The sequence below is a fragment of the Helicobacter mustelae genome (assembly GCF_900476215.1).
Lineage (GTDB): Bacteria > Campylobacterota > Campylobacteria > Campylobacterales > Helicobacteraceae > Helicobacter_H > Helicobacter_H mustelae.
This window is the reverse complement of the sequence record NZ_LS483446.1, coordinates 280,114-295,072: the sequence shown is the minus strand read 5'-3', so window position 1 is coordinate 295,072 and position 14,959 is coordinate 280,114. Positions and strand designations below refer to the sequence as shown.

The 14,959-nt window shown below is 42.5% G+C and carries 16 protein-coding genes and 1 tRNA gene; 4 read left to right on the top strand and 13 right to left on the bottom strand.

The genetic code is table 11. The annotated features are described in order from the left end of the window. Positions 1-22: 22 nt before the first annotated feature. The 12 genes from DQN48_RS01375 to accB form a co-directional block, all read right to left on the bottom strand. On the bottom strand, positions 23-661 hold the full coding sequence (locus DQN48_RS01375) for a lysophospholipid acyltransferase family protein (protein ID WP_013022602.1): 639 nt from the start codon (positions 659-661) through the stop codon (positions 23-25). After that, complete coding sequence (miaB, locus tag DQN48_RS01370; RefSeq protein WP_049762172.1) at positions 642-1,952, bottom strand: tRNA (N6-isopentenyl adenosine(37)-C2)-methylthiotransferase MiaB; 1,311 nt, start codon at positions 1,950-1,952, stop codon at positions 642-644. The genes DQN48_RS01375 and miaB overlap by 20 nt, the downstream gene beginning before the upstream one ends. A 12-nt stretch (positions 1,953-1,964) precedes the next feature. Beyond that, the gene (locus DQN48_RS01365) at positions 1,965-2,201 is read right to left on the bottom strand and encodes an HP0268 family nuclease (protein WP_013022600.1); all 237 of its coding nucleotides are present in this window, start codon (positions 2,199-2,201) and stop codon (positions 1,965-1,967) included. Positions 2,202-2,254: 53 nt separating this feature from the next. Continuing rightward, positions 2,255-3,568: a bifunctional UDP-N-acetylglucosamine diphosphorylase/glucosamine-1-phosphate N-acetyltransferase GlmU gene (gene glmU, locus DQN48_RS01360; RefSeq protein ID WP_013022599.1), complete on the bottom strand. Its 1,314-nt coding sequence runs from the start codon at positions 3,566-3,568 to the stop codon at positions 2,255-2,257. A gap of 10 nt (positions 3,569-3,578) precedes the next feature. Continuing rightward, complete coding sequence (gene ppk1 / locus DQN48_RS01355; RefSeq protein ID WP_041913048.1) at positions 3,579-5,603, bottom strand: polyphosphate kinase 1; 2,025 nt, start codon at positions 5,601-5,603, stop codon at positions 3,579-3,581. Beyond that, positions 5,600-6,328, bottom strand: coding sequence for a flagellar type III secretion system pore protein FliP (gene fliP / locus DQN48_RS01350; RefSeq protein WP_231843997.1), 729 nt, complete (start codon positions 6,326-6,328; stop codon positions 5,600-5,602). Before fliP ends, ppk1 begins: the two co-directional genes overlap by 4 nt. A gap of 317 nt (positions 6,329-6,645) precedes the next feature. Further along, positions 6,646-6,722: transfer RNA gene (locus DQN48_RS01340), tRNA-Met, on the bottom strand. Between the two features lie 54 nt (positions 6,723-6,776). Then, the gene (locus DQN48_RS01335) at positions 6,777-7,208 is read right to left on the bottom strand and encodes a hypothetical protein (protein WP_041913046.1); all 432 of its coding nucleotides are present in this window, start codon (positions 7,206-7,208) and stop codon (positions 6,777-6,779) included. A gap of 69 nt (positions 7,209-7,277) precedes the next feature. Continuing rightward, positions 7,278-8,384, bottom strand: a complete 1,107-nt coding sequence (gene pseC / locus DQN48_RS01330; RefSeq protein ID WP_013022594.1) for a UDP-4-amino-4,6-dideoxy-N-acetyl-beta-L-altrosamine transaminase — start codon at positions 8,382-8,384, stop codon at positions 7,278-7,280. Beyond that, positions 8,384-9,001 carry a hypothetical protein gene (locus DQN48_RS01325; protein WP_013022593.1) on the bottom strand — a complete coding sequence of 206 codons (618 nt, stop codon included), beginning with the start codon at positions 8,999-9,001 and terminating at the stop codon, positions 8,384-8,386. The genes pseC and DQN48_RS01325 overlap by 1 nt, the downstream gene beginning before the upstream one ends. 39 nt (positions 9,002-9,040) lie before the next feature. Then, a complete protein-coding gene (locus tag DQN48_RS01320) occupies positions 9,041-10,399 on the bottom strand; it encodes an acetyl-CoA carboxylase biotin carboxylase subunit (protein ID WP_013022592.1) in 1,359 nt (452 codons plus the stop codon). Beyond that, the gene (gene accB, locus DQN48_RS01315; protein WP_013022591.1) at positions 10,396-10,848 is read right to left on the bottom strand and encodes an acetyl-CoA carboxylase biotin carboxyl carrier protein; all 453 of its coding nucleotides are present in this window, start codon (positions 10,846-10,848) and stop codon (positions 10,396-10,398) included. Before accB ends, DQN48_RS01320 begins: the two co-directional genes overlap by 4 nt. 111 nt (positions 10,849-10,959) lie before the next feature. Here accB and dcd point away from each other — a divergent pair, with 111 nt between their 5' ends. Further along, on the top strand, positions 10,960-11,535 hold the full coding sequence (dcd, locus tag DQN48_RS01310) for a dCTP deaminase (protein ID WP_041913045.1): 576 nt from the start codon (positions 10,960-10,962) through the stop codon (positions 11,533-11,535). A gap of 149 nt (positions 11,536-11,684) precedes the next feature. Here dcd and DQN48_RS01305 read toward each other — a convergent pair whose 3' ends face one another. Beyond that, positions 11,685-12,200, bottom strand: coding sequence for a phospholipase D-like domain-containing protein (locus DQN48_RS01305; protein ID WP_231902620.1), 516 nt, complete (start codon positions 12,198-12,200; stop codon positions 11,685-11,687). An 87-nt stretch (positions 12,201-12,287) separates the two neighbouring features. Here DQN48_RS01305 and DQN48_RS01300 point away from each other — a divergent pair, with 87 nt between their 5' ends. Genes DQN48_RS01300 through tatA form a run of 3 tightly spaced genes read left to right on the top strand, consistent with a single transcriptional unit; the run spans position 12,288 to position 14,959 of the window. Further along, the gene (locus DQN48_RS01300; RefSeq protein ID WP_013022588.1) at positions 12,288-14,048 is read left to right on the top strand and encodes a hypothetical protein; all 1,761 of its coding nucleotides are present in this window, start codon (positions 12,288-12,290) and stop codon (positions 14,046-14,048) included. A 3-nt stretch (positions 14,049-14,051) separates the two neighbouring features. Continuing rightward, entirely contained in the window at positions 14,052-14,651 is a 600-nt protein-coding gene (gene gmk, locus DQN48_RS01295; protein ID WP_013022587.1) for a guanylate kinase, read from the top strand. Positions 14,652-14,704: 53 nt separating this feature from the next. Continuing rightward, positions 14,705-14,959 carry a twin-arginine translocase TatA/TatE family subunit gene (gene tatA / locus DQN48_RS01290; RefSeq protein ID WP_013022586.1) on the top strand — a complete coding sequence of 85 codons (255 nt, stop codon included), beginning with the start codon at positions 14,705-14,707 and terminating at the stop codon, positions 14,957-14,959.

Sequence of the window (14,959 nt, the reverse complement as noted above, 5' to 3'; positions counted from 1 at the left end):
AACTTCCTAACCCTAGATTCTATCATAAAGCCTGCATTTTTTCATAAATTCTTGCCTTAGCAAAATCCACATCCCAGTCTTTTTCCAAGACAAAGGGATCCATCAAATAATAATCCACCCTGCTAAATGGCTTAGGAATCTGAAATTTATCCCAAGTCCTTAGCTCCCAATAGCACTGGGGTTTCACGCGAAAAACACTCAAAGGGGTTTTGGTCTTTTGGCCCATAGCTACCACCCCGTCTGCAATGCTATGATAAGGCCCTCTTGGTCCATCAGGAGTGATCCCCGTATCCCATCCCTCTCTCAAATAGCGAAAAGACTCCATCAATACCTTGATTCCTCCGCGATCTATGCCATTGTAGTTTGTAGAGCCTCGAATGGTCTTAAAGCCAAAATAACTATAAAGGCGCACCATCAGCTCGCCATCAAAATGACGACTAGAGATGACAAAAACCTTAGGTTTTTTTCGTAGTTTTAGATAAGCAAAAGGAAGCATCAAAAACTCCCCATGCCAAAATGTCGCGATGCAATTGGTATTTTTGAGCTCCTCAGAGATATGAAAGCGATTCCTGCATGTAAGATAGAGCAGCCACATCAATAGCCAAACCAGGCGTGGCAAAAGCAATAACAATACCCTGCGCTTAAAGGAGAGATATTCCAATCAAACTACCTCCATCATTAGCAATCACTTCCACAGGAACAAAACTCCCCATATCAAGGAAGCAATCATACACTCTGATTAATTTGGCATTATCGCTTCGCCCCTCACTAAAGGTCTCTACTGGGCTTTGTTTGTTGTTTTCTACAAGAATGGTATAGACTTTCCCAATTTCTTTCTTGGCATCTTCTACCAAGATCTCTTTGTGGCGATTTTGCAACATCGCTAGACGTCTTGCCGCCACTTCTTTGGGGACTTCGCGCTCCGCTCCCCAACTTGCAGATTCGGTATATGGGCGCGGAGAATACACAAAGCTATACATCGTATCAAAACGCACTGCTTCGAGTACATCTAGAGTGTCTTGGAAATCCGCATCACTCTCTCCTGGGAACCCCACGATGATATCGGTACTAATGCCCACTTCTGGGACCAATGCACGAAGTTTCTCTATGCGATTAAGATACCATTCCTTGGTATATCCACGGCGCATGGCTTTGAGGATGGCACTTGATCCACTCTGCAGTGGAATGTGAATGGATTTGCAAACTTTGGGATTCTGTGCAAACTCCTCTAAAAATTCATCATTCATATGCAGGGGATGAGGAGAGGTGAAGCGGATGCGCTCCAAACCATCAATCTTCCCAAGCTCGTGGAGCAATCCCGTGAAATTAATGGGTGCGTGAGGGACAGAGAACCGCGCTCCATAATTATTGACATTTTGTCCAAGCAGCAAAATTTCCTTGGTGCCGCGAGATACTAATTTATTAGCCTCTGTGAGCAAAAGATCTAGAGGGATAGAAATCTCCTTTCCTCGAGTATGAGGCACGATGCAATACGCACATTTTTTATCACAGCCAATAGAAATATTTAGCAACGCCTTGATGCCTGCTTGATGGGGGATATCATATACATAAGTACTATCATCATAATCCACTGCCACTTCCACAGCCTTTGGCCTGTGCAACACCTCAGTAATCTTAGAAACATTGCGCGCACCCAATACAAAATCCACACTTGGAGCTCTTTTGATAATTTGCTCTCCCATATGGCTTGCTGTGCAGCCACACACCCCAATCTTTGCGCCATTTTTTTTGATTTTAGTAAACTGCCCGATTTCAGAAAAAAGCTTGCGCTCAGGCTTCTCGCGCACAGAGCAGGTATTGATTAAAATCAAATCCGCCTCTTTGGCATCTTGAGTCAATTCATAGCCTTCTTTTTTCTGCAACTCAGAAATCATGTGCTCGCTATCGCGCGTATTCATTGCACAGCCCAATGTTTCAATATAAAGTTTCATTGATTTTAATACTTAAATGATGTGCAACTCATAGATAAAATCTTTTTCATCTAGCCCGTAGGATATTTTATCAAGCTTTGCAGAGCGCTTTTTATCCACAAAGGATTGCAATACTTTTTGCAAATCTTTTTCTTTATTGTCTCTAGAAAAATAAAAAAACCTCTCTTGGCTTGCTTGCTCATAAATCTCTTGAAGCGTGATTATCTTTGACTCTACTTCCTGATCTGTTTTTGCTAATTTCAACTCCATAAAAACTCCTTAAATTCTGTGATTATATCCTAATGTATGCAAAAAGAAAAATCCTAGTTTTGCTTTTTGAAAAATTTATAATAACCATTGGGAATGTTTTTTTGGGCAGTGCGAGATAACACAAGATCGCCCTTTGTGCAGTTTTTGCTCACCGTAGTCCCAGCACCAATAAGCACCTCTGACTCCACCACTAGAGGCGCGATGAGCTGGCAATCACTGCCGATGAAGACATTTTTTCCAATTTTGGTTGGATGTTTTTTCAAGCCATCATAATTGCAAGTAATCACACCTGCGCCCACATTGCTTCCCTCATGGATCTCACAATCTCCCAGATAGCTCAGATGCCCCGCCTTCACCCCATCCAAGCTGCTAGCCTTGACTTCCACAAAATTCCCAATATGTGTGTTTTTAATCTGGCTTTTTGGACGGATGTGTGCCAAGGGCCCCACATCACTAGATTCAATCACGCTAGATTCAATCACGCTGTGAGAGAATATGACAGAATTAATAATCTTTGTTTTGCCACAAAGACGCACGCTCTCATAGATCTCGCATTCTCCGACAAATTCTACATCTTCTTCAAGATAAATTGTATGAGGCAGATGCATGATCACACCATTTAGCATGGCTTTTTTGCGCAAACGATCTAGCAAAATCTCCTCTGCCCTACTCTGCTCAATCTTATTATTCACACCCATAAGGCTCTCTGCATCCCCCATGGCCACCCCGATGCGCACGCCCTGCTCCACTGCCATTTGCACAATGTCTGTGAGATAATATTCTTTTTGTGCATTTTGTTGATTGAGTCTTGGGATGAACTCCTCTAACAACAACCGATTTACCGCATAAATCCCAGCATTTACAGTTTTGATTTTTCTCTCTTCTTGGCTGCAGTCTTTCTCTTCGATGATTGATTGCACACAATCATCCTTCAAGACAATCCTGCCATAGCCACTAGGATTTTCCAACTCCATGGCACCAATGACCACATCCTCCCTCTGCCCCAAAATCTTTTCTATCATCCCCCCATGAATTAAGGGCATATCCCCATTCAAAATCAACACACGATCATAGCACACAGCAATGGCTTTTTTGCTTACCCCCTGCATCAATGCTCCCCCAGTCCCAGCGCAATGTATAAGATCTTGGAGATGCTCTTTGACTGAAGGAAAATGCTCTCTTAAAAATGCGTGAATACTCTGGGCCTCATGTCCCAAAATTACATGCACATCATCGCTATAGGCCAGGGCCTCTTGGATGATATAAGAAATCATAGGCTTACCACAAATCTTGTGCAACACCTTTGGTAGGACTGAGTGCATGCGCGTGCCCTTGCCTGCTGCCATAATAATGATGGATGTCTTCATATCTCTCTCCTTAGTAAGCATTGTGATAATCCAAAAACAATTTCTGGACATATTCCTCATAAAGCAGCTGGCTATCAATTCCCTCGCTTTTGGCCCTGGAGAAATAATGTCCAGAACTCTGCAGTTCATATGTATTCACATCATCACGCAATTGAATGAGCAAGATATCTAGGATCTTTTGATACAAAGATTTTTGAAAGATCGGGACTAGGATCTCGATGCGACGCTCCAGATTGCGCGGCATCAAATCCGCACTAGAAAAATAAATAGGCTCCTCGTGGGCAAAATAATAAATTCTTGCATGCTCTAGATATTTTCCCACAAGAGAAATCACCTTGATATTCTCACTCATACCGGGAACATGGGGCACCAGGCAGCAAATCCCCCGAATGATTAAAAAGATCTGCACCCCAGCATTAGAAGCCTCATAAAGCTTAGCAATCACCTCGCTATCCACCAATGCATTGGCTTTTAGGATAATCTTTCCCTCTTTTTTGTAGCTCATTTCTTTTTCGATCAAAGCAAGAATTTGATTTTTGATCTGGGTGGGGGCGATTTTGAGATATTCTAGACTAGTTTTGTGTGCAGTGCCAGTAGAGAGGGAATGAAATAGTGCTATTGCATCTTCTGTGATCTTTGGGTTGGCACTAAAATAGCTGATGTCTGAATAAATCTTTGCAGTGATGGGGTTGTAATTCCCACTGCTTAAATGCACATAGCCCCTCAATTTATTTCCTTCCTGACGAATGACTAGAGCAAGCTTGGCATGCACTTTGAGATGAGGGACTCCATACATCACATGCGCCCCTGCTTTTTCCAATGCCCTAGCCCAGTGCAAATTATTCTCCTCATCAAATCTTGCTTTTAATTCCACCAAAACCGTCACCTGCTTGCTTTCTGCAGCATGGATCAAGGCCTCCACGATGGGAGAATCCTTGCCCACACGATACAGCGTCATGCGAATGGAAACTACACTGGGATCAATGCTTGCTTGATGAATAAAATTAGCCACAGGATCAAAGCTCTCATAAGGATGAAAGAGAATGACATCCTGCTTATTGATGAGCTTGAACATACATTCCTTAGCATGAAGCGGAGCAAGAACTTTTGGAGCAAAAGAGGGCAGCAGCAAATGGGCAAATTCTTTTTTATTCACAATCTCCCAGAGAGCGCCGACATTTAGCAAAATCTTGTAGGAAAATGTATCACTTTCTTGCAAATCCACCTGATTTTGTATAAAGGTCTTTAGTAAGAGATCTTCTTGATCTCCCCCCAGCTCCAGCCGCACTACCTTGCCCTTCTTGCGCTCTTTTAACCCCTCATTCATCAATGCGATAAAATCATCAGCCTCTTGTTCTTGGATCTCTATGTCTGCATTTCTAGTGATGCGAAAAAAATGTGTTTTTTGCACCTTGAACCCCTTGAAAAGCTCCTGCGCACAGGCAGCAATAATGCTTTCGATATTCACAAAAATATCTTTTCCCAAAGAAATAAAACGCTTTGAGGATTGCGGGATGCGCACAATGCCAAATACCGTCTGATCATCCCTCTGGTCGATGAGCTCCACTGCGATATTGACATTAAGTCCATGGATGCTTGGCAGGGGATTTTTGGCATCCATCACGATGGGAGTCACGATGGGATAGAGGTATTTGTGAAAATACTCTCTTGCAGTCTTTTGCAAATCATCAGAGAGCTCATGGAAGCTATAGATATGCAGACCCTTTTCCCTGAGTGCAAAAATAATCTCTTCATAAAGCTCTTCGAGCTCTTTTTTTTGAGCGCGCAAATATTGATTAATAGTATGGAGCTGCTCCTTGACACTCAATCCATCATCCCCCACCCTAAATACCCCATCAGTATAGAGATGCTTGAGGCCTGCAATGCGAATCATATAAAACTCATCCAAATTCGTCCCATAAATTGCCAAAAATTTTAAACGCTCCAAAAGAGGCAAACTACGATCCTTTGCCTGATCAAGCACTCGGGTATTGAATTCCAGCCAGGATAATTCGCGATTGAAAAAAGTTATCATTTAAAACTCTCCACTAAATTTCCAATTAAAAGATTAAATCCATCCACAAGCACAAAAATCAAGATCTTAAAGGGCAGAGAAATCATCACTGGGGGTAGCATCATCATCCCCATCGCCATTAAGATAGAGCTTACGACCATATCAATGACCAAAAATGGTAAGTAGAGCAAAAAGCCAATCTGAAATGCTGTCTTTAGCTCACTAATCATAAAAGCAGGGATGAGCGTGGTGAGAGATACATCTGCTGAGGTTTTGGGATTTTCAAGTTTGCGAATCCGATAAAAAAGTGCTAAATCCTTCTCTCTTGTGTTTTTGAGCATGAAATCCTTAAAGGGCTGCACACCCCTATCAAACGCAGTTTCATAGGAGATTTTCGCATCCAAATAGGGCACAATGGCTTTTTGATAAGATTCCCTCACCACAGGCTCCATAATAAAAAAAGTCAACACCATAGCCAAAGACACCAAAATCTGAGTAGGAGGGGATTGCTGCGTGCCTAGGGCCGTGCGCAAAAAAGAAAATACAATAACCAGCCGCGTAAAACTTGTCATAACAAGCACCAGAGAGGGAGCAAGCACTAAGAGTGTCAATACGATGATGACATTGAGCGTGGTGACAAGCTGCTTGGGAGTATCAGGGGCGGTGAGGGATAGATTGACCGTGGGGATGGTTGGCGCTGCAGCGATGGAATACGCAAAACCTATGCAAAAAAATAGCCCAATCACCCTGCTTAACTTCAAAAATACTCCTTTTTATTTTTTGTTAAGTATAAAATTTTTTGTGTTAAATTTTCATAAAGCAGGGGAATTTTAGATTTTTTTCAAACACTTTTTGACTCTTTGAAGGGCTTTGAAATTGGGATTTTTTTGCTTTTTTGATGCGCAGCAACACGATTTTTTGAGGAATTTTCTAGAGCAAGATACTTGATGCTAAGATTTTTTGAATGGGGATTGGGGTTTTGGGATTCTGTGCAAGATGGCGCGAATATTTGATTTTCGTGCGGCTTTGGCATAGGGCGATGGAGTTTTTTGAAGAAAAGAAATGGTGTCAAGAGAGAGACTTGAACTCTCGACCTCCGGCTTATGAGACCAGCGCTCTAACCAGCTGAGCTACCTTGACCTAGAATTGCAAAAATAAAAGAGCAATTCTATGGAAAAAATGATAAAAAATAGCTTAAGAACTGATGTCAATTCCCCTCTGTGCTACAAAGGCATTTTTGTAGCGCTCAACAAAATCTCGATTCAACACGCCAAGAGTGCTTCCATAATTATCCTTCACCTTGATTTGATCATCAGAAATCTTACCACCATAAAAGCTTGTGAGCGAATAAAGGGACTGGGCAGCAATAATCTTCTCCCCCTCACTCATTCCCGCGGTAGCGCGCTGGAATGCTTTGTACTCCGGATCGCTCATAAGTTCTAGCACCAAAAGCCCATAGGTCTGGCGATCTTGATTTGGATTTGGAGAAACCTCTTGAGCATTGATTTTTGTCTTGGAAGTTTCTGCGGAATTTGGCACATTTTGTACAGAAGAGTTTTGCAACTCTGCTCTGGCATTAAGTAATTCTTTGAGCATATTATTTGAATTATTTGAATGAACTTGCATATTACACTCCATAAGATCTTTGGAGTATACAAGCAAAAATAATTCCAATTAAAGAAGAATGGAAAAAAATCAAGAAAATTTTTCAAAAACTTCAAAAATTTTTTGCGCAACCAAATCCGCGTCCCCTAGACTCATTTTTTGATGGCAGGGGATAGAAATCTCTGCATCATAAAACTCCTCTGCACTAGGGCAGCTAAGTCCTGCATAATGCTTGCGATAATAAGAAAATTGATAGATAGGGCGATAATGCACCTGCACGCCAAGTCCAGCATCCCTCAGCGCAGCAAAAATCTGAGGTTTTTTGGCGCGCAGATAAGGGAAGAGCAAAATGGGATAGAGGTGGTTGCTTGAGGGGTAGAGGTGGTGCTGATGCAGCGTGGTAAAATAGGGATTGTCTGCAAAAATTCCATCATAAAATACTGCGATTTGCTCACGCCTTTGGAGAAAGGAGGGAAGTTTTTTGAGCTGAGAAATGCCAAGGGAAGCCTGCGCTTCATTCATGCGGAAATTAAATCCATTTTGCACCACATCATAATGCCACAATTCCTCCCTCACCACGCCATGGGAACCAATGAGCTTTGCATACTCATAAATCTCCTCATCATTGGTAAGCAGTGCACCACCCTCAAGCGTGGTCATGGGTTTGAGGGGATGAAAGCTAAAAATACTCGCATCTGCCAGGCCACCAATGGGAGAGTCTTTGTAATATCCCCCAATTGCATGAGAACTATCAGAAATGAATCTCAATCCATACTCCCTGGCAATTTGCACCAAAGAATCCACCTCCACACTTTTGCCGCCAAAATCTATGCTCACAATGGCTTTGGTGCGAGGGGTGATGAGTGGAATGATCTTGCCCTCATCGATATTCCCATCCTCTTTGACATCACAAAAAACCGGCCTTGCCCCAACTTGCAAGAGCATATTACTTGTGGCTACAAAACTAATGGGAGTGGTGATGACCTCAGAATCTTCAAGCCCTAAGGCCTTATAAGCAGAGTAAAGTGCAGAGGTGGCAGAATTAAATACCAAAGCATATTTGGCATGGCAAAAATCACAGAGCGCGCGCTCAAATGCGGGAGTCAGATTCCCCTGAGTAAGCAGGGGGGAACGCAGTGCCTCAGATATGGCAAGGACATCATCCTCTTGGATGAGCTGCGTGCTATAGGGATACATCAGGCAAGGAGTTTGGAAACTTTATGCGAGGAGAGATTCTCAAGCCTATGTGCATCGCCAAATGCAGGAGATTTCAGCATTTTTGCATCCAGCTTCTCATAATCCCTCCCATCAGTCTTTAGTGTTTTTTCTAGATCATTTTGCAAGATCTTCACAGCCTGCTTGGCATATTCTTTTTGGGCCTTGATATTTTGATTAAATTTCTGGATCTCTTCTGTGGTATCAAGATGATTTGCCTGCCTCTTGAGCGATCGAGAATCTAGCTTGATGTTTTTAGCAAGCTTTCCAAAATCCTCATCAAAAACCTTCCTTCCCCTAAAAGTGCTGTGTGTGATAGCGTCTTGGATTTCTTTTTTGGAAGCGTTGTCTTTGGCGTTGTTTAGCAGATGCTGAGCCCTTCCCTCAATCTTATTCAGGGCCTTACCAAGGACTTGGAGCTCGCCGATGGATTTGTTAATCTCTTTGATGCGCACGGCACTTGCATTTTGAGAAAGCGTGAGGGAATCTTTGAAATTTCTTGAACCTTCCTGGGTTTTTGTTTTGTTTTCCCTCTCATTTTTTTGCAAAAGTGACAAATTACTTGGGGTACGACTTGAAGTATGGGGTGTAATTTTCATGATCCTTCCTTGATAAAATTACCCCATATGAAGCAAATTTTATTCCATTTTCTGCTCTAAATACTTCGTATGCACCTTTGCATCCTGGAAAACAGAGTCATTCATCATGTCAATATGAAAGGGAATGGTGGTCTTAATCCCTTCCACACAAAACTCCTTAAGAGCGCGCCTGGTGCGAATGATAGCCTTTTGGCGATTTTCTGCCCAGACAATGAGCTTGCCAATCATGGAATCATAAAACATGGGCACGGTGTATCCCGCATATACATGAGTATCCAATCTCACATTCGCACCCCCTGGCACAATCCATTTGGTAATCTTCCCAGGGCAAGGATGGAATTTTTTAGGATCCTCTGCAGTAATCCTGCACTCAATGGCATGCCCATGGAAGGTGATTTCTTCTTGAGGTGGCAAGACCTCTCCCTGGGCAATCCTAATCATCCACTCCACCATGTCCAGTCCACTCACCATCTCGCTGATGGTATGCTCTACTTGGAGGCGGGTATTCATCTCCATAAAATAAAAATCTTCATTATTGGAATCTAGCAAAAATTCAAAAGTCCCAGCACCCACATAACCAATGTGCTTTGCTGCCCGCAGGGCCGTGTCCAAAAGCTTTTGGCGCACAGCTGGATTTAGCACCACTGCTGGGGTCTCTTCGATGAGCTTTTGATTACGGCGCTGCACAGAGCAATCCCTCTCGCCCACATGGATCACATTCCCATGCTTATCTCCAAGAATCTGCACCTCAATATGTTTGGGATTTCGGATAAATTTTTCCATGTAGATGGTGCCATCCCCAAATGCGCTTAGCGCCTCAGATTCTGCAGCAAGATAGAGATTTTTCAAAAGACTCTTATCCTCCACCACCCTCATACCTCGTCCTCCACCACCCGCTGCAGCTTTGATAATGATGGGGTATCCGATTTGTTCAGCGACACTCTGGGCTTCTTGATAGCTCTTTAGTGCGCCATCACTTCCCATAATCACAGGCACCCCAGCCTCTTTCATCACATCTTTTGCCTTGCTTTTGTCGCTCATGAGCATCATTACTTCTGCACTAGGGCCGATGAACTCAATATCATGATGTGCACAAATTTCTGCAAAATTTTGATTCTCGCTCAAAAATCCATACCCAGGGAAAATCGCATCTGCCTCAAATAACTCCGCTGCACTCATAATTGCAGACACATTAAGATAGCTCTGGCTAGATTTTGGACCACCGATACAAATCTTGGTATCAGCCAAATCCAGATAATTGGTATCCTTATCAGCTGTGGAATAAATCGCAATCACTTCCTTTCCCATTTCTTTGATCGTGCGAATTGCACGCAGAGCGATCTCTCCACGATTGGCAATCAAGATCCTCTTGATTTCTTTTTTTTCTGCCTTCTTCATTGTAGCTTCTCTATTTTCACCAATTTTGAGTCAAACTCCACAGGTTGGCCGTCATTTGCCTCAATGTTCAAAATCTTGCAATCATATTCCGCCTCAATCTCATTCATAATCTTCATGGCTTCCACGATTCCAATAATCTGTCCCTTTCTGACAGTATCTCCCACCTTGACAAAGGGATCGGCCCCAGGACTTGGTGCGCGATAAAAAGTCCCCACCATGGGAGAGGTGATAAAATCCCCACCCACACTGCAGCTAGGAAGATCATCAGAAATATCGGGGGTAGCGGGGAGCTGGGGGGCATGGATGGGAGCGGGAGTGTGGGTGAGCAGGGTTGGGGTGCTAGAAATTTTGTCTAGACGAATCTCAAAACCCTCTCTTTTAATCTGAAGCTTTGTGATACTGCTCTCATTAAAAATTTCTACGATTTCTTTAATTTCTTTTAGATTCATAATCTTTCCTTGAAGTGACTTTGTAAGCAATGAAGCATCGTGCTTTTAGTTTCGCTATAATACCAGAAATAACGGAAAAATGAAAAATTTGAAAATCTCAAGGGGTAATGCATGGGACTGAAATCCGACCGATGGATTAGAGAAATGAGCCAAAAACATAGAATGATTGAGCCATTTTGTGAAAAACAAATAGGGCACAGCGTCGTAAGCTATGGCTTGAGCAGTTATGGCTATGATATCCGCGTAGGCGATCAATTCAAGATTTTCACCAATGTCAACTCCACCATCATCGACCCAAAATCCTTTGACAAAAAAAATGTGGTTGATTTTGATGCCAAAAAGGATGGCTTCTGCACCATCCCTGCCAATTCCTTCGCCCTCGCTCACACAGTGGAATATTTTCGCATGCCAAGAGACGTGCTAGCCATTTGCCTAGGGAAAAGCACCTATGCACGCTGCGGCATCATTGTGAATGTCACTCCATTTGAGCCAGAATTTGAGGGTCACATCACCATTGAAATTAGCAACACCACCACCCTTCCCGCCAAGATCTATGCCAATGAAGGGATTGCGCAAGTGCTCTTTTTGCAAGGGGATGAACCCTGTGAGCTCAGCTACAAAGACAAAAATGGCAAGTACCAAGGCCAAAGAGGCATCACCCTGCCAAAAATCCTGGGTCAATCTTAATTTTTGCGCGCGTTTTTCGTATAGTTTTTCATTTGATATGCGGCTCTATACCATATGAATTGAGAGCATGAGGGGAATCTTAGCAGCTAGATTTATGCGCGATCACTCCACTGCCAGCTTTAGCCAGAGACTCCAGCGGAGATATGAGCTTAATAAGGCTTACAGGACCCGCGCATTTCTTGGAAATAAAATTGGGATTTTTGCACAATGTTTGGCTGCTGAGTGATGAAGAGATTCTCATAATTGTTGGCAAAGGCGCTTTTGCTCCAATTGGCCGAGCCAAGCACCACAATCCTATCATCCACAATCACGAGTTTTTGATGCATGATGCCATAATGCACCCTCTTCCCGCCATGAGCCTGCAAACCCTGCAAAAGACATACATCAATATTGCGTAGTGCCCCCAAATATCCGATGGTAGAAAAGCTGTCTTTAAGATTGGATTCTTGATCATAGATGATGGAAATCTTCACCCCTTTTTTTGCTTGATCGCGCAAGACCTTCGCAATCTCCTTGTTTGTGAAGCTGTAAATAGCAATATGAATGCTTTTTTGCGCACTGGAAAGCACTGCTTTTAGCGCGTGTAAGGCCTCCTTATTTTCATAAGGCATGAAATAAATCCTATCCTGACCCATGAGAAAACACAGGCAACAAAGTAGTAGCATGATTTTGCGCATCTTCCAAAAATCCTCGTCTTACAAATTTGTGTTATAATCTTACAATTATATTTGGAATTTTAGCAGGGTGATGTTGTGAAGGTTTTCTTGTTTAGCAAAAATACCATGGTGATTAAAATCGTTGAAAGCAGTGTAAAATCCCTACAGCTCCCCATAGAAGTACATGAAAATCTCATTAACCTCCCTGATATCTCCAAGGATCCCTCAGATACTTTGGTCTTCTTTGATGATGGCATTGGAGATGTCGCAAACATCGGTCAGACAGACTTTGCCAAGGTCTTCATCCATGAAAAATCCGCTAAACCCTCAAAGGACTTTGACTATTCTTTAAAAAAGCCATTTTTACCATCACAGGTCATTGAAATCATCCATGCACACAACAATGCCTCCACCAAATCTAGCCCGCAAGAAAAACCAGAAAATGAGACCATTACTCCCATGGAGGAGGAGCTGGATTTTTTCAAATCTAGAGAGCAAAAACAAAAAGATTTGGATGAAGATATTTCCAAGAGCTTTGGTGAGATCTTCTCTGGCAGGGATTCCCCTCAAGAGGAATTCCAAGGTTTTGATCCCAAGCAACTCACAGAGGGAATTTATAAAGAATTCACAAAGCCAGAAACCCCCTTGGATGCGCAGGATCTTTCTTTTGACACTCCTGCTGCCAATGTTCCTGAAACCAGTGTCCCTGAGGCCCATCTTCTCACCACCCAAGAGAAGGAGCAAGATGAACAAAGCAAAGAAGCTAATCTAGGTGAGGATTTTTGGGATACCCTAGAAGCCAAGCAAACTGACACAGAACAAGAATCAAATCCTTCTTCTAAGCCACAAGAACCATTGAGTGGGGGGGATGAATTTTTGAATCCACAAAACAACGGACAAGATGGAGAGGATGTGGGAGGGAAATCTGGCATACTCAATCCCTCTGAGATTGATGAGGTTAAACGCTTGCTGCTAGATACCGAGCCAGATGCCACACAAAAAACTCGAGCAAATGGCGGAGGACTTGAAAATCCCGCGCAGGAAGAAATCCCAGAAGAACCAGAGAATCTGACACATAATGAAGGAACCAATCCCCTAGCAGATTTCACAGAGGGGCACACAGACCCCAAAAACCAAAATGATAGTTTAAAAGAGCTAGATCTCCTAGATGACACAGAATTGCAAGAGGCACTAAAGCCTGGGGAAAATATCGAAATCCAGGAAGAAGCCTCCGCCTCAGAAATAAATAAACCAAAAAGCTCCACACCCAAAAAAGCACATCAAAATCCCACAAAAGACCTAGAAGAGCTAGACCTTCTAGATGGCATGGAATTGCAAGAGGCGCTAGACTCTAGGGGATCTCATAAAGCCCAAGGACCCAACGATTCAGCAGAGAAATCAGCAGATCAAGCAGAATCCACAGAAGAATATGTAAATTCTGCAGATTCTATAATCCACCTAGAAATGATTCAAAAAAGCGATTTGGAAGAATTATTCCCACCCTATGAGAAAGCCTCCTGTGATTCAGGAGCGCATGATAGAGAAGATGAAATTGAAGATGGCATTATTGAGATGGAGAGGATTCCATCCATTCATGAGTTTTTGCAAAACAAACAACAAGGCCTCAAGGCATTGGAAAAGGCAGCCATTTCAGAAGAAGAAATGCGCAGCGCGCTCAAAGATAAAGACACTAAAGCCAGCAAGGATGGACAAAAAACTCTAGAGCATATAAGGGTCTCAGAAAAATCATCAAAGAAGAATCAAGAATTCCTTGAACTTCTCAAATCCACCTCCAAAGAAGATCTAAAAGAACTTCAAAAAGAGCTAGATCTCCTTTTGAAAACAAAAGAGGAATAATCCATGCAAAAAATGCTCATCCTCTCAGGGCCTAGTGGCAGCGGAAAAAGTACGCTGTATCAGGTTTTAAAAAAAGAATTTCCCCATCTTTATTTTTCTATCTCAACTACAACAAGGATACCAAGAGAAGGCGAGCAGCATGGCAGGGAGTACTTTTTTGTCACCAAAGAAGATTTTCTGCAAGATGTCAAAAATGATAGATTTTTGGAATGGGCACAGGTGCATCAAAACTATTATGGAACCTCAAAAAAACCCATAGAACAAGCTCTCTTAGAGGGGAGATTAATTGTTTTTGATGTGGATGTTCAAGGGCATCGCAATATCAAAAAATACTATCCCTTCGCAAAATCTGTATTCATCACCACCCCCACGGATTTAATTTTAAAACAACGATTGCAGCAGCGCCAGAGCGAAAGCAAGCAAGACTTGGAGCATCGATTGGGACATGCCTACAAAGAAATGGAAGCTGTGGGGGAATTTGATTTTTTAATCATCAATGATGACATTAAAAAAGCCTCCAAGCAAATTTTGGGAATTGCGCATGGGATGGATTGCTGCAATTTTGATGCACTAGAGCTAATGCGTACTTGGAAAACAAATTAACTCATATTTTTTTGTATAATTTCGCCAAATTTTAAGATGAAGGAGCTTATTTTATGGGCGGATTTGGAAGCATTTGGCATTGGGTAATTGTTTTGTTGGTGATCGTGCTGTTATTTGGAGCCAAGAAAATTCCAGAGCTTGCCAAAGGGCTAGGCAGCGGGATCAAGAATTTCAAAAAAGCAGTGAAGGATGATGAGGAAGAGCCCATTCAAGAAGAAGAGGAAGAAAAACCCAAACCCAAAAAAGTAGAAAGCAGCAAGAAAAAGAGTTCTGTCAATAAACAAGAAACATCACAAAAACCACAGTAA

What these genes read in the sequence shown, in the direction of transcription:
- miaB (WP_049762172.1), bottom strand. Translation starts at nt 1,952, where the DNA reads ATGAAACTTTATATTGAAACATTGGGCTGTGCAATGAATACGCGCGAT.
- DQN48_RS01365 (WP_013022600.1), bottom strand. Translation starts at nt 2,201, where the DNA reads ATGGAGTTGAAATTAGCAAAAACAGATCAGGAAGTAGAGTCAAAGATA.
- glmU (WP_013022599.1), bottom strand. Translation starts at nt 3,568, where the DNA reads ATGAAGACATCCATCATTATTATGGCAGCAGGCAAGGGCACGCGCATG.
- ppk1 (WP_041913048.1), bottom strand. Translation starts at nt 5,603, where the DNA reads ATGATAACTTTTTTCAATCGCGAATTATCCTGGCTGGAATTCAATACC.
- DQN48_RS01335 (WP_041913046.1), bottom strand. Translation starts at nt 7,208, where the DNA reads ATGCAAGTTCATTCAAATAATTCAAATAATATGCTCAAAGAATTACTT.
- pseC (WP_013022594.1), bottom strand. Translation starts at nt 8,384, where the DNA reads ATGTATCCCTATAGCACGCAGCTCATCCAAGAGGATGATGTCCTTGCC.
- DQN48_RS01325 (WP_013022593.1), bottom strand. Translation starts at nt 9,001, where the DNA reads ATGAAAATTACACCCCATACTTCAAGTCGTACCCCAAGTAATTTGTCA.
- DQN48_RS01320 (WP_013022592.1), bottom strand. Translation starts at nt 10,399, where the DNA reads ATGAAGAAGGCAGAAAAAAAAGAAATCAAGAGGATCTTGATTGCCAAT.
- accB (WP_013022591.1), bottom strand. Translation starts at nt 10,848, where the DNA reads ATGAATCTAAAAGAAATTAAAGAAATCGTAGAAATTTTTAATGAGAGC.
- dcd (WP_041913045.1), top strand. Translation starts at nt 10,960, where the DNA reads ATGGGACTGAAATCCGACCGATGGATTAGAGAAATGAGCCAAAAACAT.
- DQN48_RS01305 (WP_231902620.1), bottom strand. Translation starts at nt 12,200, where the DNA reads ATGCTACTACTTTGTTGCCTGTGTTTTCTCATGGGTCAGGATAGGATT.
- gmk (WP_013022587.1), top strand. Translation starts at nt 14,052, where the DNA reads ATGCAAAAAATGCTCATCCTCTCAGGGCCTAGTGGCAGCGGAAAAAGT.
- tatA (WP_013022586.1), top strand. Translation starts at nt 14,705, where the DNA reads ATGGGCGGATTTGGAAGCATTTGGCATTGGGTAATTGTTTTGTTGGTG.